The 17,583-nt window shown below is 73.1% G+C and carries 17 protein-coding genes; 10 read left to right on the forward strand and 7 right to left on the reverse strand.

The features are described 5' to 3' along the window. Window positions 1–3 precede the first annotated feature (3 nt). Window positions 4–888: a helix-turn-helix domain-containing protein gene (locus N8J89_RS18170; RefSeq protein WP_283665550.1), complete on the reverse strand. Its 885-nt coding sequence runs from the start codon at window positions 886–888 to the stop codon at window positions 4–6. A 137-nt stretch (window positions 889–1,025) separates the two neighbouring features. Here N8J89_RS18170 and N8J89_RS18175 point away from each other — a divergent pair, with 137 nt between their 5' ends. After that, a complete protein-coding gene (locus N8J89_RS18175; protein WP_283665551.1) occupies window positions 1,026–1,886 on the forward strand; it encodes an SMP-30/gluconolactonase/LRE family protein in 861 nt (286 codons plus the stop codon). 53 nt (window positions 1,887–1,939) lie between these two features. Here N8J89_RS18175 and N8J89_RS18180 read toward each other — a convergent pair whose 3' ends face one another. Beyond that, a complete protein-coding gene (locus tag N8J89_RS18180; protein WP_283665552.1) occupies window positions 1,940–3,376 on the reverse strand; it encodes a fumarylacetoacetate hydrolase family protein in 1,437 nt (478 codons plus the stop codon). A gap of 137 nt (window positions 3,377–3,513) precedes the next feature. On the opposite strand from N8J89_RS18180, the gene N8J89_RS18185 reads away from it, so the two are divergent. The 4 genes from N8J89_RS18185 (at window position 3,514) to N8J89_RS18200 (ending at window position 8,552) form a co-directional block, all read left to right on the forward strand. Next, entirely contained in the window at window positions 3,514–5,100 is a 1,587-nt protein-coding gene (locus N8J89_RS18185) for a PucR family transcriptional regulator (RefSeq protein ID WP_283665553.1), read from the forward strand. Window positions 5,101–5,253: 153 nt separating this feature from the next. After that, on the forward strand, window positions 5,254–5,526 hold the full coding sequence (locus tag N8J89_RS18190) for a hypothetical protein (RefSeq protein WP_252478772.1): 273 nt from the start codon (window positions 5,254–5,256) through the stop codon (window positions 5,524–5,526). After that, the gene (locus N8J89_RS18195) at window positions 5,519–6,127 is read left to right on the forward strand and encodes a DUF6879 family protein (protein WP_283665554.1); all 609 of its coding nucleotides are present in this window, start codon (window positions 5,519–5,521) and stop codon (window positions 6,125–6,127) included. The genes N8J89_RS18190 and N8J89_RS18195 overlap by 8 nt, the downstream gene beginning before the upstream one ends. Before the next feature lie 4 nt (window positions 6,128–6,131). Then, window positions 6,132–8,552, forward strand: coding sequence for an ATP-binding protein (locus N8J89_RS18200; RefSeq protein WP_283665555.1), 2,421 nt, complete (start codon window positions 6,132–6,134; stop codon window positions 8,550–8,552). Here the strand turns inward: N8J89_RS18200 and N8J89_RS18205 are convergent. From N8J89_RS18205 to N8J89_RS18215, 3 genes are all read right to left on the reverse strand, one after another. Further along, window positions 8,512–9,375: a methionyl-tRNA formyltransferase gene (locus N8J89_RS18205; protein WP_283665556.1), complete on the reverse strand. Its 864-nt coding sequence runs from the start codon at window positions 9,373–9,375 to the stop codon at window positions 8,512–8,514. The genes N8J89_RS18200 and N8J89_RS18205 overlap by 41 nt on opposite strands. A gap of 31 nt (window positions 9,376–9,406) precedes the next feature. Continuing rightward, window positions 9,407–9,946, reverse strand: coding sequence for a DUF2017 family protein (locus N8J89_RS18210; RefSeq protein ID WP_283665557.1), 540 nt, complete (start codon window positions 9,944–9,946; stop codon window positions 9,407–9,409). 131 nt (window positions 9,947–10,077) lie between these two features. Beyond that, a complete protein-coding gene (locus tag N8J89_RS18215) occupies window positions 10,078–10,467 on the reverse strand; it encodes a glycine cleavage system protein H (protein WP_283665558.1) in 390 nt (129 codons plus the stop codon). Between the two features lie 256 nt (window positions 10,468–10,723). On the opposite strand from N8J89_RS18215, the gene N8J89_RS18225 reads away from it, so the two are divergent. Then, entirely contained in the window at window positions 10,724–11,023 is a 300-nt protein-coding gene (locus tag N8J89_RS18225) for a VOC family protein (RefSeq protein WP_283665559.1), read from the forward strand. 11 nt (window positions 11,024–11,034) lie between these two features. On the opposite strand, the gene N8J89_RS18230 is transcribed toward N8J89_RS18225, so the two are convergent. Next, window positions 11,035–12,246, reverse strand: coding sequence for a cytochrome P450 family protein (locus N8J89_RS18230; RefSeq protein WP_283665560.1), 1,212 nt, complete (start codon window positions 12,244–12,246; stop codon window positions 11,035–11,037). Between the two features lie 109 nt (window positions 12,247–12,355). Between N8J89_RS18230 and N8J89_RS18235 the strand changes: the two genes are divergently transcribed. Continuing rightward, a complete protein-coding gene (locus N8J89_RS18235) occupies window positions 12,356–13,012 on the forward strand; it encodes a GNAT family N-acetyltransferase (protein ID WP_283665561.1) in 657 nt (218 codons plus the stop codon). A gap of 3 nt (window positions 13,013–13,015) precedes the next feature. On the opposite strand, the gene N8J89_RS18240 is transcribed toward N8J89_RS18235, so the two are convergent. Further along, on the reverse strand, window positions 13,016–14,500 hold the full coding sequence (locus N8J89_RS18240) for an FAD-dependent monooxygenase (protein WP_283665562.1): 1,485 nt from the start codon (window positions 14,498–14,500) through the stop codon (window positions 13,016–13,018). A gap of 86 nt (window positions 14,501–14,586) precedes the next feature. Between N8J89_RS18240 and N8J89_RS18245 the strand changes: the two genes are divergently transcribed. From N8J89_RS18245 to N8J89_RS18255, 3 genes are read left to right on the forward strand one after another with little or no spacing between them, the layout of a single operon-like run. Then, window positions 14,587–15,216, forward strand: coding sequence for a TetR family transcriptional regulator (locus N8J89_RS18245; RefSeq protein ID WP_283665563.1), 630 nt, complete (start codon window positions 14,587–14,589; stop codon window positions 15,214–15,216). A gap of 38 nt (window positions 15,217–15,254) precedes the next feature. Next, complete coding sequence (locus tag N8J89_RS18250; RefSeq protein ID WP_283665564.1) at window positions 15,255–16,037, forward strand: ABC transporter ATP-binding protein; 783 nt, start codon at window positions 15,255–15,257, stop codon at window positions 16,035–16,037. Beyond that, on the forward strand, window positions 16,013–17,581 hold the full coding sequence (locus N8J89_RS18255; protein WP_283665565.1) for a hypothetical protein: 1,569 nt from the start codon (window positions 16,013–16,015) through the stop codon (window positions 17,579–17,581). The genes N8J89_RS18250 and N8J89_RS18255 overlap by 25 nt, the downstream gene beginning before the upstream one ends. Window positions 17,582–17,583 lie beyond the last annotated feature (2 nt).

Raw genomic sequence — 17,583 nt, forward strand, 5'->3', positions numbered from 1 at the left:
CGTTCACTCCCATTCCCAGCGGATGCCGTGACAGCCCGGTGGCGCGTCGGCCTGCACCAGGTGCGTGGCGCCCCACCGGGTCAGCGGCAGCTCGGCCAGGTCGGTCCACGGGGTGCCGATGTCGGGCTGCCAGATCCGGAAGCAGCGGGCGGGCAGCGCGGCCGGGTCGAACTGGATCTGCAACAGGTAGCTGCGGATCGGGAAGCGCACACCCCGGTGGTAGTCGGTGGGTTTCGGCCCGCCCGCGCTGTAGGCCAGCTCGTACTCCAGCACGTAGGTCTCCCCGGCGGCCAGCCTGCGCTCGAAGATCAGCTCGACCGCGGTGAGCCCGTTCGCCCGGTCCTCGCGCACCCGCCCGATCCGGCACTGCCGGGCCAGCCGGATGTCCGGCAGCACCGGCGCCTCGCTGTGGTAGACCGCGATGTGCCGGTCCACCCCGTCCCGCCGCGCCACCAGCACCACCTGCCCCTGGATGGCCAGCTCCTCCCGGTCAGGGCCGAGCACGATCCGGTCGTGGTGGCTCAGCAGCCCCAGCCCGCCGTCGGTGCGGTCCTGGATCCGCGCCAGCAGCCTGCGCACCCCCGCGTGCACCGGGCAGACCCGTTCCAGCGGCAGTGACCCCGGCACGTGGTCCAGCCACCGCCCGCGCGGCCGGCGCGGCCCCAGCAGGGTGATCAGCTGACCACGCGGCAGGCCGAGGATGTCCTCCAGCACGAGCACCGCACGCAGCGAGCCTGGTCGTTCCGGCCGGCAGGCGCCACGCTGCCAGTAGCTCAGCGTGGCCACGCTGACCCGCACGTCCTGTAGCCGGAGGTGGTGGCGGAGGCGTTCCAGGGTCAGGCCACGGGCGGTGATCGCGGCGCGCAGGGCGTCACTGAAGACAGACATGCCGCATTCCTCAGGTTCGGGTGGCCCCCGGCCAGTGTGCGACAGGATCAGGGGGTGACCGGACTGGTTGGCGGTTTTGCGTCGATCCGGCTAACGGTCGTTCGTGTAAGGGGCGAAGCCAGGACGAGGGAGGTCCCATGACGACGGTGTTGCTGGACGGGCTCGCGGTGGGGGAGTCACCGCGCTGGCACCAGGGCAGGCTGTGGTTCTGCCACTGGGGCGCGGACGAGATCGTCGCGGTGGACCCGGCCGGCCGGGCCGAGGTGATCATGCACGACCCGGAGATCGTGCCGCACTCCATCGACTGGCTACCGGACGGCCGGCTGCTGATCGTGCCCCGCGGCGAGGGCTACCAGGGCCTGTTGCAGCGCCGGGAACCCGACGGCTCACTGGTCACCCACGCTGACCTGCGCCCACTGGCCGCGGGCTGGAACGAGCTGGTGGTGGACGGCCGGGGCAACACCTACGTCAACGGCAGCGACTTCGACTTCCTCGGTTTCCTGGAGGGGAGAGCGGAGTTCATCCCCGGCGTCATCGCCCTGGTCACCCCGGACGGCGCGGTGCGGCAGGTGGCCGAGGGCATCGAGTTCGGCAACGGCATGGTGGTCAGCCAGGACAACTCCACCCTGGTCGTCGCCGAGTCCTTCGCCGGCCGGCTCACCGCCTTCGACATCACCGAAGACGGCACCCTGACCAACCGCAGGATCTGGGCCGAAGGCGTCGGCCCGGACGGCATCACCATGGACGCCGACGGCGCGATCTGGACCTCGCTCACCGACCACGACTGCGCGCTGGTCCGCGAGGGCGGCGAGGTGGTGCGCACCATCGAACTGGACCGCAACCCGTTCGCGTGCGCGCTCGGCGGGGCGGATGGGCGGACGCTGTTCGTGATGGCGGCGCGGTGGAACCCGGAGGATCCGTTCGGCGGGCCTCGGACCGGGCAGGTGCTGACCACCTCGGTGGCGGTGCCGGGGGCGGGGTGGCCGGGCCGCGGTTGAACCCGGCTGCGGTGGCTCACTTGCGGACCAGATGGCGTTCCGGCCGCGCGCCGCTAGCCGCGGCTCTCCGGCAGCACGCCCGACCCGCTGGCCGCGCGGAACCGCCCGGCCCACACCGTGTTCATCGGGTACAGCCCAGCCAGCCCGGCTCCGTCGCCGACCTGTTCGCGCACGAACTCCTCCCGCGCCTCCCGCTCCACCGCCTCCCGCGCCACCTCCGCCGCCAGCTCCGCGGGCACCACCACCAACCCCTCCGCGTCCCCGACCAGCACGTCCCCCGGCCGCACCAGCACCCCGCCACAGGCCACCGCCACCTGCGACTCCCACGGCAGGTGCCGGGTCTCCAGCCCGGCCGGGTGACCGCCGCGGTGGTACACCGGCAGCGGCAGCCCGGTGAAGGAGTCCGGGTCGACCAGCGGGCCGTCGGTGACGATGCCCGCGGCCCCGCGGTGGTGGGCGCGCAGGGCCAGGATGTCCTCCAGGGTGCCCGCGCCGGGGTCCTGGCGGGCGTCGACGACCAGGACCTCGCCGGGGGCGAGCTGTTCGACGGTGCGGGAGCGGTGGTCCAGGCCGGTGGCGTCCAGGCGCCAGATGTCCTCGCGCAGGGGCAGGCAGCGCAGGGTGCGGGCCACGCCGACCAGGCGGAGGTCGGCCCGGGTGGGTTGGACGCCGGTGATGAGGTGGTTGGTGATGCCGTGCTGGCGCAGCTGCGCGGCGACCGTGGCGGTGCGGACCTCGCGGAAGCGGGCGGCGGTCTCCGGGGTGAGCGGCGGGCCGCCGGGGCCGTGTGCGGCCAGGCGTTCCCGGTCGCCGGAGGCGGGCTGCGCGCCTGGCACGCCAAGGGGTTCGGGGTCCTGGTCGATCCGGGTGCGCAGTGGTGGGCAGCCGGTGAGGGTGACCTCGATCCGGTCGCCGGGGTCGACCAGCGGGGCGCCTGCCGGGGTGCCGGTGAGGATGAGGTCACCGGGTTCCAGGGTGAGGGTGCGGGAGAGATCTGCTACCAGGTAAGCGAAATCGAAGATCAGCTCGGCGGCGGTGGCGCGCTGCACCAGCTCACCGTTGACGTGGCAGGTGAGTTCCAGGTCGGACACGTCGGTCGTTCGTGCGTCCACAAAGGACTGTCCTAGTGGGGTGGAGCGGTCGGAACCGTTGCTGCGCAGGGCTGATCCCTCGTCGGCGGCTTGCAGGTCGAACACGGTGAGGTCCAGGGCCGGGGTGAGCCAGCCGATGTGGTCGAGGGCCTCGGCCTCGGTGACCCGGCGGGCGGGTCTGCCGATCACCAGCGCGATCTGCGCCGCCGCGCCCAAGGCCGCGCAACCCTGCGGCCGCAGCACCACCGCATCCTGCCCGGTCAGCGAGGTGGCCGGTTTGAGGTAGTAGGCGGGGTGCGCGGGCGCGCCGCCGAGCTCCGCCGCGCGGCCGTGGTGGTTGAGCCGGACCGCGATGACCTTGCCGGGGCGCGGGGGTAGCGGAGGGTCGGCAGCGGACATGGGCGGTCCCTTCCTCATGGCGGTGAGTGCAGGGGTCCCCGCAGCTTCCTACTCCGGCAGGACGCCGGGCAATGGCGGACTCGCCATACTTCACCAAGCAACCAATGGCGGATCCGACATCCGCGCCGGGAGACGGCATGACTGCCCGCGTCACACTCGCCGAGTTGGTCGAGGTGCTGGGCCCGGCCGTGCTCAGCGTGGTGTGCGCGCCGCGGGGCCTGGACCACCCGGTCAGCGCGCCCGAGTTGCTGGACATCGCCGACCCGGCCCCGGTCGAACACGCCGCGCTGCTGCTGGGTATCGGACTGTCGCCGGGCCAGGACGGGCTGAGCGTGGCGATCCGGCGGGCCGCGGCCGGGCAGGCGGCGGCGTTGGTGATCAAGAGCAGGGGCCTGCCGCTGGCGGAGGTGCGCGCGGTGGCCGAGCAGGCCGGGCTCGCGGTGCTGGACGCGGCCGCGGAGATGCCCTGGCCGCGGTTGCAGGTGCTCTGCGGCGCGGTGCTGCGCTTCGGACCGGCCAGCGCGGCCGGCCTCGGCCCGCCACTGGCCACGGTGCCCACCGGCGACCTGTTCGCGCTGGCCAACGCCACCGCGGCCCTGGCGGGCGGCGCGGTGGCGATCATGGACACCGACCACGTGATCCTGGCCTACTCCAGCCTGGACGGCCAGCGCATCGACGAGACCCGGCGGCGCGGCATCCTGCTCCGCCGGGTGCCCGAGGACGCCCTGCCCTACCACCTGCTGGCCGAGGTGTGGAACAGCCGGGAACCGGTCCGGCTGGCCAGGCCCGGCGACATGGTGCGCTTCGGCCTGGTCATCCGGGCGGGTCCGGAGGTGCTGGGCTCGATCTGGGTCGCGGTGGAGGACGACGCCGACCTGTCCCGGTGCGCGCCCGCGTTGCACGAGGCCGCGAAACTGGCCGCGCTGCACCTGGTGCGGCTGCGCCGCCAGGCCGACGCCGACCAGGACCGCCGCAACGCGGTCCTGGGCTCGGCCCTGGAGGGCGCGGGCCAGACCGCTGGGCTCGAGCTGCCCGCGCACCTGCTCGCGCTGGCCCCGCCGGTGGCCGCCGACCCGATCCAGCGCAGGCTCACCGGCAGCCAGCTGGTCGACCTGGCTGTGCTGGCCGGGCGCGCTCTCGGTATCGAGATCGCCGCGACCGTGGCCCGGGACCGGCTGTACCTGCTGCTGCCCGGCAGCCACGCCCAGGCCACCATCTTCGCCAGGCAGCTGCTCGACCGCGCCGGGGTCGGCCTGCGCACCCCGGCGCGCGCGGTGCTGGGCCCCGCGGTGACCACTCCGGCCCAGCTGCCCGCCCAGCGCGCCGACGCCGACGCCGCGCTGGACCACTTGCGGGACAACGAGATCACCGGCCTGGTCGAGCTGGACTCGGTGCGCACCCAGCTCGTGCTGCACCGCCTGACCACCTTGGTCCGCACCCGCCCCGACCTGCGCACCGGCCTGGCCGAGCGCATCCGCGCCCACGATGAGCGCGGCGGCGCCGACTACGCCCGCACCCTGCTCACCTACCTGCGCGCCGCAGGCGACATCAGCGCGGTCGCGGAAACCCTGCACCTGCACCAGAACACCGTCCGCCAGCGCCTGCGCCGCGCCGAGGAGCTCTTCGAGCTGGACCTGGCCGACCCGGAACTGCGCCTGACCCTGTGGCTGGAACTGACCGCCGATGATCCACCCGGACGCGGCCGCGAGACCCACACGGAGTGAAATCACCGTCAAATTGGCAATTGTAAGTCAGTTAATAACTGCATGCGATCGGCGATTACTGCTTTCGGTCCACAGACTCCCCCCAATGAGTGCAGCGATTCCGTGCGACAATTTGCGTGTTGTCGTGAATTTTTTCCAAGAGGGGGATGTGGCATGCCACAACGCAGGTGGGAAGCTGATCCGGCGGCCGTGTTGAACCGGAGATGGGGAAGGTCACCGGGAGACCTCGGCACGACCAGTGGGGAGAACAGTTGTCCGGACATCTGGGAACTGGACAACGGTGATGTCGCGGTGATCGGCCGGGACCTCACCGAAGCGCACCGGTCACGGTTGCCGGCCGGAGTGTCCATTGCGGAGGATGAGCGGCTCGTGGTCATTCCGCGGATTACCATGCTGGCCGCGAAGGGGGATATCCCCGATGCGTGACCTGCTCGCCGGCGCACGCTGCGCCGAGCTGACGCCGGCGGAGTTCAACCGGTTCTCCGAACGGGACATGGTTCGGATCGGGCCGCCGGGTTTCTGGAAGCTGGAACGGCAGCAGAGCTTCGCCGAACCGGACAACGACAGCTGGGTCGCCTTCGACCGCGGCGACTGGGCCGAGGCGCTGCGGCTGGTGGCGCGGCAACGGGACGGGTTCCTGGACTACTACCGGCGGGCCGCGGCCCGTGGGTCGCGGTACTGGCGGGTCCGGGTGGTGGAGCTGCCGCTGACGCCCTACCTGCGCTGGGAGCTGCACGTGCTGCGGCTGCGGGCCGCTTGCGGGGCCGCGATCCGGGTGGTCGGGCCGGAGCAGGTCGAGCACCTCGAGCAGGCCGGGCCGTTGCCGGAGGTCTTCACCGTGGGCGCGGAGGTGATGTACGAGGCGGTCTACGACCAGGGCAGGCTGGCCGGTGGCAGGCGGTTCACCGACCGCGACCTGATCCGGCGCTGCCAGCGGCTGATCCAGGAGCTGTACGACACCGGGGAGGAGCTGGCGGCCTTCTTCGACCGGGAGGTCGCCCGGCACCGGGCGCCGTGCGGAGGATGACCCGGTGAGCCACGGCGGGCCGGAGGAGCAGGACCGGGCACGGCCGGCGAACCGGGCCGAGCTGTCCGGTCCGGCCGCGGAGGTGGTGCAGGCCGGCGCGGTGCACGGCGGTGTGCACTTCCACGGCCCGCTCCGGCCCGCCGGGCCCATGCCCCGTCAGCTGCCGGGCGAGGTGCGCGGCTTCGTCAACCGGCAGCCGGAGCTGGACCGGCTCACCCAGATCCTCACCGGTGACCCGGATGAGCCCGCCGCGGCCGGGCTGCTGGTGCTCACCGGCACCGCGGGCGTGGGCAAGACCTCGCTGGCGCTGCACTGGGCGCACCGGGTGCGCGAGCGGTTCCCGGACGGCCAGCTGTACGTGAACCTGTGCGGCTACGACCCCGGTCCGCCGGTGACCGCGGGACAGGCGCTGGACCGGTTCCTGCGCGCGCTGGGCGTTCCGGTCACCGGCATCCCGGCCGGGGTGGAGGACCGCGCCGCGCTGTACCGGTCGCTGCTGTCCGACCAGCGGGTGCTGGTGCTGCTGGACAACGCGGCCACCCCGGCCCAGGTCCGGCCGCTGCTGCCGGGCACCGCGGCCAGCCTGGTGGTGGTCACCAGCCGGAGCAGGCTGTCCGGGCTGGTGGCCAGGGACGGGGCCTGGCGGGTGCCGGTGGACGTGCTGCGCGAGGCCGACGCGGTCTCGTTGCTGCGCAAGGTCACCGCGGGCTACCGGGCCGAGGACGAGGCCGCCGAGCTGGCTGAGCTGGCCCGGCTGTGCGCCCGGTTGCCGCTGGCGCTGCGCATCGCCGCCGAACGCGCGGCCAGCCGTCCGCACCGGCGGCTGGCCGAGCTGATCGACGACCTCAGGGACGAGTCCGGGCTGTGGGACGCGCTGACCGCGGACAACGACGAGGAGGCCGATGCCGTGCGGACCGTCTTCGCCTGGTCCTACCGGGCGCTCGGGGCGGCGGCGGCCCGGCTGTTCCGGCTGCTGGGGCTGTGCCCGGCCGGGGAGTTCAGCGACGCGGCGGCGGCCGCGCTGGCCGGGACGGAGCTGGCCCCGGCCCGTCGGCTGCTGGACGTGCTGGCCGGCGCGCACCTGATCGAACAGGGCCCCGGGGACCGGTACCGCTTCCACGACCTGCTCCGCGCCTACGCCACCGACCAGGCGCAGCGGATGGAGAGCGAGGCGACCCGGCTGGCCGCGCTGACCCGGCTGTGCCTGTGGTACCTGCGCACCGCCGATGCCGCGGTCGCCGTGCTGACCCCGTTCGCCGCGCGGGAGCCGCTGCCCGAGCAGGCGCTGACCACTCCGTCGCCGCGGTTCGCCACCGAAGCGGACGCCCTGCGCTGGTTCGCCGAGGAGCGCGCCGCGCTGGTGGCGATGACCCGGCTCGCCGCCGACCACGGCCTGCCAGGACCGGCCTGGCGGCTGGCCGCGCTGCTGCGCGAGTTCTACCAGCACCGCAACATGTTCGACGACTGGATCGACACCGCGCGGACCGGCCTGGACGCGGCCAGGCGCCTCGGCGACCAGGCAGGTGAGGCCGAAACCCTGACCAGCCTCGGCGTGGCCTACCTGCAGAGCGGACGGCTGGCCGAGAGCGCGGACTGCCACCGCGCCGCACTTGACCTGCGGCGGAACTCCGGCGACGAACACGGCGCGGCCCGGTCGATCAACTCCCTTGGCCTGCTGGCCCTGCGTCAGCGACGGCTGACCGAGGCCAGGTCGCGGTTCGAGCGCGGGCTCGCCGCGTTCGAAGGACTGGGCGAGCGGCGCTGGGCCGCGGTGCTGCGCGGCAACCTCGGCGACGCCTGCCTGGAAGAAGGCGACCTCGACCAGGCCGCCGACCACCTGACCACGGCGCTCGCCGTCTACGCCGAGCTCGGCGACCAGGTGAGCCGGGGCAACGCGCTGCACCTGCTGGCCAGGGCGCACCGGGAACGCGGACGGCTCGCCGAGGCCAGGACCGCGATCGAGGAGGCCCTGGAGATCGCGCGGCAGGCGGACAACCAGGCGTGGGAGGCGCACTGGCTGGTCGAGCTGGCCCGCCTCCAGGTGGCCGAGAGCGCCGCCGAGCTCGCCCTGACCTCCTGTCAGCACGCCGTGACCATCCAGCGCCAGCTCGGCGACCAGGCCCGGGAGGCGGTCGCGCTCAACGCCACCGGCGAGGCCTACCGCGCGCTGGGCCGACCGGCCGAGGCGGTGCGCTTCCACCAGGTCGCCGCGGTCACCCAGCGCAGACTGGGCGAGCACTGGCAGCTGGCCGTCACGCTGGCCAACCTGGCCGACGCGCACGCCGAGACCGACCCGCCCGGCGATCCCGTTCCGCTGTGGACGGACGCGCTGACCACTCTGGACCGCTTCGGTGACCAGCGCGCGGCGGTGTTGCGCGAGGGGATCAGGGCGCGGCTGGCTCAGTGGCCGGAACGGACTCGGTGATCCAGATCGGCGCGTCCGCGCACCGCACCCGGAGACCCTCGGCAGGCGTCAGACTGGTGCGCAGCAACCGGATCCGCACTCCGTCCACTTCGGCCACCGGACCGCGCCCAGGCCCCATGAACCGGTGGGTGCGCACCTGGTTGTGGATGGCGGCCGCGGTGTCCGACCAGTCGACCTCGCCGAAGTCCGGACCCAGCGGCCCGGCGTAGGAAGCTCTGGCCTCCTGCTGCGGCTCCCCGGGATGCCCCGCGACCACCCGGTCCAGCGCGGTGGCGAGCAGCCTGGTCAGCACGGGCCGGGTCAGCTGCCACAGACCGGCCGCGGTCACCTCCTCCGCCAGCGGAATGCCGCCCTGGCTGGCCAGCACCGGCCCGGTGTCGAAGCCCTCGTCCATCCAGTGCACGGTCAGCCCGAAATCGGGGTCGCCATTCCGGATGGCGTGCAGCAGTGGCGCGGGACCGCGATAGCGCGGGAGTAGCGACGGATGGATGTTGAGTGCGCCCAGTCGGGTCATCTTGCGTACCGCGGCGGTAATTTTCCAAGAGAAACCGTAAACAACAAGAAGGTCCGCACGGTGACCGGCGATGCTTTTCGCCAGTCCCTGGGCACTGCCCGGGAGAATGAGATCCATGTCCGGCGGCAGCGCGTCGGTGATTTCCGCGACCACTTTCGCGCTGCCCGGATCGGTGGGAGTCCCGGGTTTGAGGGAACGTGAGTAGGCGTAGGCGACCGGGGCGTGGCCGCCGCGCGCACAGGTTTCGTGCAGGGCGGCGAACCGGTCGGCGGAAAAGGAGACGAGAACGATTCGCAGTGGCGCGTCCACACCACCCATGCTCGCACTCCCGGCTGGAGGATCAGCTGACCGCGAAGGCGTGCAGGGTGTTCACCGCGTCCCACAACCAGGCCGCGTGCGCATAGGCCAGCCGCCGGTCATCGGACGGATCCGGCAGCTCCCCGGCGGTGAGCAGTTCCGGGGTGCGGGCCGCGGCGTAGGCGATCCGCAGGTTCAGCAGCACCGAGCTCCACTGCCGCACCGCGTCCGGGTCCACCGCCACCGTGATCAACCCGTACTGGTCCTCCAGCGTGGCCAGGGTGGCGGTGATGCCGTCCTGGAGCCAGGCGAGGAACTCCGGTTCGTGCCAGAGCTGGATCTCCGGCGGCTCGTCCGGGTCGAGCAGGCCGGTGCGCAGCAGGGTGGCCATGGCCGGGTCCGCGGGCGGGGCGCAGGGCATGGGCAGGCCGAGCCGGTCGCCGAGGGGGTAGTCGGTGGAGTACTCGGCGGTGCGGCGGTCCACCAGTTCGCGCAACAGGATCAGACGGGCGTGCAGCCAGCGGATGCGCTGCGGCTGGGTGATGCCGACGAAACGGCCGCCAGCGCGTCCCCAGCGGATCACCCGTTCCACCCCCGTCGGCCATGGTCAGTACCGCTGGACGTTACCCGTACGGGTTGTCGGCCCGGAGTGAAGGGAGCCGGGTGCCGGAAATCTCGCCCGCGCGGACACCGCGCCGCGCGGGGTCGCCCGCCTCAGCCGTGTTGGCTGGTCAGTTCGAGGTAGCCGAGGCCGTCGAGCAGCCGACCGGGCACCGTGGTCACGCGCACCTCGAACAGCCAGCCCGCGCCGTAGGGCTCCTGCCGGATGAGGCCAGGCCGGTCGAGCACGAGGTGGTTGACCGCGGTCACCGTGCCGGTCACCGGGGCGAACAGGTCCCCGCACCAGTGGCGGGTGGCCAGCAGACCGCACGGATCTCGTTGGCGCACCAGGGCGCCGGGCTCGGGCAGGGTCAGCTGGCGCAGACCGGTGAGCCGTTCGGCCAAGCACGCGGTGAGGCCGATCCGCGCGGTGCCGCCGTCGAAGCGGACCCAGTTGTGGTCCGAGGTGAAGTGCACCGCCTGGAAGTCAGTGGACGCGGCCATACCGGTAGGGATCGACCGATCCCGGCCACATCTTGAGCCGAGACCGGGATGACCCGAAAAAAGTCTGGTGACCACCCGACGGAGACCAGGAGACCGTCGACCGGACCGATCCGTGGGAGACCGAGCTGGACGCGCTGGACGTCAAGTGGGTGCTGGCGCGGCCCAGCGCCCAGCACCGGGCCGCGCTGACCTTGCGCTACCTGGACGGCCTGCCCGGCGCGTCCGCCCGCCCCGGATCCGCGGTTCGCGGCTCTCGGTGGACCGGTCGGCGGAAGGTGGTCCCGGCGCCGCACTGCGCATCGGCGAGTCCGATGTGGACGGTCTGATCAGCCGGCTCGTCGAACACGGCGGGCAGCCGGTGGGAGCCACCATCGTCCGGGACCCGTTCGGCCACCTGTGGACGGTGACCTCGGTCGAACCGGCCGCGAAGGAGTTCTACGGCAGCGTCTTCGGCTGGCGGTTCGAGCCGGGGCGGCTCGCCCGCGCCTGGGGCGGGCTCACCGCGGAGTGCGCCGACAACCAGGGCATCCAGTACTGGCTGTGGCAGCGTGCCTGAGCGCGGTCAGCTCACCAGGTCACCGGCAGGGCGTAGAGGGCGCGGATGATCGGGCTCGGCCACCAGCGCAGCCGCTCCACCGGCTCGGCCAGTGCCAGGTCGGGGAACCGGCGCAGCAGCGCACCGAGCAGGGTGGCGCCCTGGACCCGGGCCAGCGCGGCGCCGAGGCAGGCGTGTCGGCCGCGGCCGAAGGCGAGGTGGTCCTCGGGATTCCGGTCCAGCCGGAAGGTGTCCGGGTCGGTGAACTGCTCGGCGTCCCGGTTGGCCGCCAGGATCGACAGCAGCACGGGTTCGCCGGGCATCAGGTCCTGGCCGCCCAGGCGCATCGGTTCGGTGGGGAAGCGCCAGCTGACGTTGCGCACCGGGCAGTCGCGGCGCAGCGACTCCTCGATGAAGTCGGCCAGCTGGGCCTCGTCCTGGCGGATCCGGGCGGCGAGCTCGGGGTGGGTGAGCGCGGCCAGGACCGAGTTGCCGACCAGGGCCGTGGTCGTCTCGTGCCCGGCGATGAGGATGAGGAAGGCGGTGGAGGTCAGCTCGTCGTCGGTCATCGCGCCGCGGTGCTGGCGCTGGATCATGTGGCTCATCAGGTCATCGCCCGGTTCGGCCTTCTTGCGGGCGTGCAGGTCCGCCAGGTACGCGTCGATCGCGTCGGTGGCCGCCAGCAGGTCCTCGCGGTCGGTGGCGTCGGAGGCGTCGATGACCGCGGCCTGGCGCTGGAGCTCGGCGCGATCCTCCGCTGGCACGCCGATGAGCTCGCAGATGATCGTGGTGGACAGCGGGTAGGCCACGTCGTTGACGATGTCGGCCTGGCCGTGCGGTGCGATGCGGTCCAGCAGCTCGTCGGTGACCTGCTGGACGCGGATCTCCAGCCGTTGCAGGCGTTGTGGGCTGAACATGCCGCTGGCCAGGCGCCGCAGGTCCTGGTGGCGGGGCGGGTCGGCGTTGGTCATGTGCTGGGCCAGCGAGGGCCGGTGGTCCAGCGGCAGGCCCATGCCCGAGTTCCGCCAGAACGGGCAGCCGCGCGCCGGGTCCTTCGCCAGCCGAGGATCGGTCAGGGCCGCGTGCACGTCGGCGTAGCGGGTGACCAGCCAGGCGGACAGGCCGGCCGCGAACTCCACCCGGTGCACCGGCGAGTGCTGCTGGAGCCAGTGGTAGGCCGGGGCCGGGTCCGCGTCGAACTCGGGTCCGTAGAGCTGTGGTGGCTGGGAGTCGCCGGATGCCATAGGAGCCCTCTCACTGGGCGTCTTGCTGACCGGGCCGCGCAGCCACCACTATCGCACGTGGACCGCACTGGTCCGGCTGAGTCCGAAGTGGACGAGAGGACAAGAACACATGTCGGAGTGGGTCCGCCGCTGGCAGCGTGGCTGGCGCGAGTGCCGGGGCTGGGCGGAGCCGGTGGAGGCGCGGGGCGTGCTGGACTTCCTGCTGGGCCAGCCGAACCGGCACCGTGAGCTGATCGCGCTGGATGTCGACGCGGCCCCCGGCTCGGTGCGGCCACTGGCCGATGAGGTTGCCGCGCAAGCGAAACCGACCCTGCTGACGGTGCCGACCCACCGGCCTGACGAGGTGCAGCAGGTGCTGCGCGCGGCGGGACTGACCCTGCGGGCGTACCGCGAATGGATCATGACCCGCGAGCTCGGCACCCACCCCCGTCCGCCCGCCGCCGCGCCGTACACCTGCGCCACCACGGTGACCGGCCGGGTGCTGCGCGCCGAGGTCCGGGACCAGACCGGGGCACTGGCCGCCAGTGGCCTGGCCGCGGTGATCGGCACGGACGCCATTCCGGACAAGATCGAGACCGACAGCGCGCACCGTCGCCGCGGCCTGGGCAGCGTGGTGATGGGGGCGCTGATGGCGGAGGCGGTGGTCATGGGCGCGACCACCGGCATCCTGTTCGCCAGCTCCGACGGGGAACGGCTCTACACCCGGCTGGGCTGGACGACCTGGGCGACCGTGGTCATGGCCTCCAGCCCCCGCCGCGCCGCCTGAGCCTCAGCCGGTCCGAGCCCCGAACCAGCGGGTGAGCGCCGTGGTCAGCGCCGCGGAGTCGGCTCCGGCCCAGCACACGTGCCCGTCCGGCCGGAGCAGCACCGCGGCCGCGCCCGGGTCCTCGGCGGTCTTGGCCGTGACCTCCTCGACCCGGTCGGTCCAGCCCTCCGCGGTGACCTCGGTCCGGTCGTCGAAGCGCAGCAGCAGGCCGCGGCCGGCGCGGGTCAGGGCGGAGACCCGGTCCGCGCCACCGGTGGTCACCAGGTCCAGGTCGGGCATCCGGCGGCCGGTCAGCGGGTGCTCCGGTCCGGCCAGGTCGTAGCGGATGTCCAAGCCGGACATCATGCCGGAGAGGTGCCGGTTGACCTCGGGCAGGCGCAGCAGCCGGGCCATCAGCGCGCGCAACTCGGCCACGTCCGCGCCGCCCTCGGGGTTGAGCAGCACGCCCTGGGCCTGGGTGTTGGCGAGCACGCCGGCGGCGACCGGGTGGCGTTCGCTCTGGTAGGTCTCCAGCAAGTCCGCGGGAGCCCACCCGTGCAGCTGGGCGGCGAGCTTCCAGCCCAGGTTCATCGCGTCCTGGATGCCCAGGTTGACGCCCTGGCCACCGACCGGCAGGTGGATGTGCGCGGCGTCCCCGGCGAAGAACACCCGGCCCTGGCGGTAGCTCTCCAGCTGGCGGGAGGCGTCGGAGAACCGGGAGGCGGCGCGGATCGCGGTCAGCTCGGCGCTCGGCCCGTACACCGCGAGCAGCGCGGCCCGCACCTCCGCCTCGGTGACCGGTTGCTCGCGCGGCGGGTTGGGGTCGGTGACGCTGCCGAAGATGAACCGGAAGACGTTGTCACCCAACGGGTGCAGCACGGTCCAGTAGCCGTTGGCCGCGCGGATGCGCTCGCTGAAGTGGCGTCTGCCCACGGCCACGGTGTCCGGGTGCGCGGCCAGCACCACGTCGGCGACCACCGAGCGGGCGGTGGCGGGCTGGCCGGGGAAGGGCAGGCCGAGCAGCTTGCGCACCGTGCTGTGCGCGCCGTCGCAGGCCACCACGTAGTCGGCGGACAGCGTCTGGCCGCTGTCGGTGCTGACCTGGACGTCGTGCGCGGTCTGGCCGACCTCGGCCACCGCCGTGCCGCGCAGCACCGTGCCGCCGCGCGCGCCGACCTGCTGTTCCAGGAAGCCTTCCAGCTTGCCCTGGGAGACCGGCACCGGGACGGGGTAGCGGGTCTGCCACGGCGTGCAGTCCAGCGGCACCGGCAGCCCGGCGAAGTGCCCGCCCAGCAACCCGGCCAGCGGCACACCGGTGAGCAGCGGCGCGAGCAGTCCGCGCAGGTCAAGCACCTCGGCGGTACGCGGTTGCAGGCTGTCCGCCCTGGACTGGACGTTCGCCCTGGGCAGTCGCTCCACCACCGTCGCCGACACCCCGGCCAGCAGCAGCTCGTGCGCCAGCATCAAGCCGGTCGGCCCGGCGCCCACGACGATCACCTGAGTTCGCATGACTCTCCCTCCAAAAGGTCCACTCGGTAGAAAGATATACCAGGTTTACTTATCGCCCGGGTGAACAAGGTGGCTAGGATGGGTGGGTGAGTGAGCCAGCGGGACTGCGCGAGCGCAAGAAACAGCGGACACGCGAGGCCATCGCCGCGGCCGCGATCGCGCTGTTCCTGGAACGCGGCTTCGACCAGGTCTCGGTCGCCGACGTGGCCGCGGCCGCCGAGGTGTCCAAGCGCACCCTGTTCAAGTACTTCCCCAGCAAGGAAGACCTGGTGGTGCAACGCTTCGCCGACCACCAGGACGAGTCGGCCCGCCACGTGCGCGCCCGCGAACCGGGGGAGTCCCCGCTGTCCGCGCTGCACCGGGGCTGGCTGGACGCGCTGCGCCGTCAAGACCCGATCAGCGGCTTGTGCGACGAGCCGGAGGTGGTCCGCTTCTACCAGTTGATCACCGGCACGGAGAGCCTGACCGCGCGGCTGCGCCGGTTCGCCGAACAGTCGGAGGCAATGCTGGTGGCGGCGCTCACCGAGGCCGGTTACCCGCCTCGGCGGGCACAGTTCGTGGCGGTGCAGTTCGGGGCGCTGGAGGTGATGCTGATGGGGGAGAACTCACGGGCGATCGCCTCGGGGCGCTCGGCGGCGGAGGTGTACCCGGAGGCGGTGGCGGCGCTGGCGGAGGCCATTGACCTGCTGCGACACGGGGCCGAGTCGGGTAATTGACGAATTCTTCGAGGTCGGAAGCTGATCTGATCCGGGTCATGGAGCAGCAGAACACCGCCACCCCGGCCCTGGCTCTGCGGGGCCTGGTGAAGCAGTTCGGCGACACCACCGCGGTGGCCGGGATCGACCTGGACGTCACCACCGGCTCCTTCCACGGGCTGGTCGGTCCCAACGGTGCGGGCAAGACCACCGCCCTGTCGATGGCGGTCGGGCTGCTGCGGCCGACCGCGGGCACCGCGACCGTCGCCGGGGTGGACGTCTGGCGGGACCCGGTGGCGGCCAAGCGGCGCATCGGCATGCTGCCGGAGGCCAGCCACCTCTTCGACCGGCTCACCGGGCCGGAACTGCTGGACTACCACGGCCTGCTGCGCGGCATGGCCCAGGACACCGTCCGCGCCCGCGTCGCCCAGCTGATCGAGGTGCTCGGGCTGGGCGAGGCGGGCCGGAAGCTGGTCGTGGACTACTCCACCGGCATGAAGAAGAAGATCGGCCTGGCCTGCGCGCTGCTGCACTCCCCGACGCTGCTCGTGCTCGACGAGCCCTTCGAGGCGGTCGACCCGGTCTCCGCCGGGACCATCCGCGACCTGCTGCGCCGCTACCTCGACGGTGGTGGCACGGTCATCTTCTCCACCCACGTGATGGAGGTCGCCGAACAGCTCTGCGACCACCTCACCGTCATCGGGGCCGGCCGGGTGCTGGCCAGCGGCACGCTCGAGGAGGTCCGCGGCGGACGGCGGCTGCACGAGGTGTTCGTCGACCTGGTCGGCGGGCCGAGGCGCGGGACGGAGGAACTGTCATGGCTTGGCGATTCCTCGCGCTGAGGTGGCGGGTGCTGCGCAACTCCTTCGCCGACGGCGCGGGCGGGCGGGTGGCCTTCCTCGTCCTGGGCGGACTGCTCGGGCTGTTCCTGGCCGTGCAGGCGATCGTGCTGCTGGCCGGGGCCGGTGGCGCGACGCCGGAGGGAGCGCTGCTGCGCACCGCGCTGATCGAGGCGTTGATCACCGTGCTGTGGCTGCTGGTGCCGTTGCTGTACGGGGTGGACGAGACGCTGCAGCCGGTCAAGTTCGCGCTGCTGCCGCTGACCAGGCGACAGCTGACCACCGGGTTCCTGACCGCCGCGCTGGTCAGCGTGCCCACCCTGGTGACCCTGCTGGCCACCAGCGGCACGATCATCGCGGCCAGCGCGCACGGGGTGGCCGCCGTGCTGGTCGCGGTGCTCGGGGTGCTGCTCGGCCTGGCCGTGTGCCTGGTCGGCAGCCGGGCGCTGACCACGGCCTTCGCCCGCCTGCTGACCTCAAGGGTGGCCCGCGACCTGGCCACGGTGGTGGTGTTCCTGGTCGCGGCCGGCGCCTGGCTGGCCTGGGTGACGCTGAACGACCGGCTGTTCACCGGCACCTGGGACGGCTGGCTGCCCGCGGCCAGGGTGCTGGCCTGGACTCCGCTCGCGGCCCCGTACTCCGCCTGGTGGGACCTGGCGCACGGCCACGCCCTGGCGGCGCTGGCGAAGCTGCTCATCGGGCTGGTCGCGGTGCTGCTGCTGGGCTGGTGGTGGGGCCGGATGCTGGCCTCGGCGATGACCGGGGGCCGGGCCTCGGGCGGCTCGGGGCAACGGGCCGGTGCGGCGGGCGGCGAGCTGGTCCCGCGCTGGCTGCGCCGGGTGCTGCCGAGCAGCCCGGCAGGCGCCGTGGTGGCCAGGACACTGCGGATGTGGGTGCGCGACACCAGGTTCCGCATCGCGCTGATCACCTACCTGGTCATCCCGGTCGCCCTCGCGGTGACCTGGCGGTCGGCCCCGGTGGAGGTGGTCACCGCGATCACCGGCTGCGCGGTCGGGCTGGGCGTGGCCAACGCCTTCGGCTACGACGGCCCCGCCTACGCCACCCACCTGCTGGCCGCCGTGCCGGGCCGGGACGACCTGCGCGCCCGGATCATCGCCAACGCCGTCCTGGCCGTCCCCGCCGTGCTGGTCGCGGCCGTGGCACTGGGACTCCTGCGCGAGGCCCCCGCGGCCATCCTCCCCGCGCTCGGCACCGGCCTGGCGGCCTTCGGCAGCGCCGCGGCACTGGCCACCATCCTGTCCGCGCGGGTGCCGTACGTGCCCGCACCGCCGGACAAGCCCTTCGCCACCCCACCCGGCGGCCAGGCCCAGCCCGCGATCACCGCCTACGGCGCGCTGCTGGGCGGCATGGCCCTGGCCGCACCGGTGCTCCTGGTGGCGTTGCTGGTGCCAGGCGGCTCGTGGCTGGCGCTGCCGCTGGGCGTGGCGTGGGCGGGGTCGGCGGCCGAAGCCGGTGCGGCACTGGGCGGCCGGCGGGCTGACCGGCACGGCCCGGAGATCCTGCTGGCGGTGACCCCGCGCCGCTGATC

This window comes from Crossiella sp. CA-258035, assembly GCF_030064675.1.
In the GTDB taxonomy this organism is placed as follows: domain Bacteria; phylum Actinomycetota; class Actinomycetes; order Mycobacteriales; family Pseudonocardiaceae; genus Crossiella.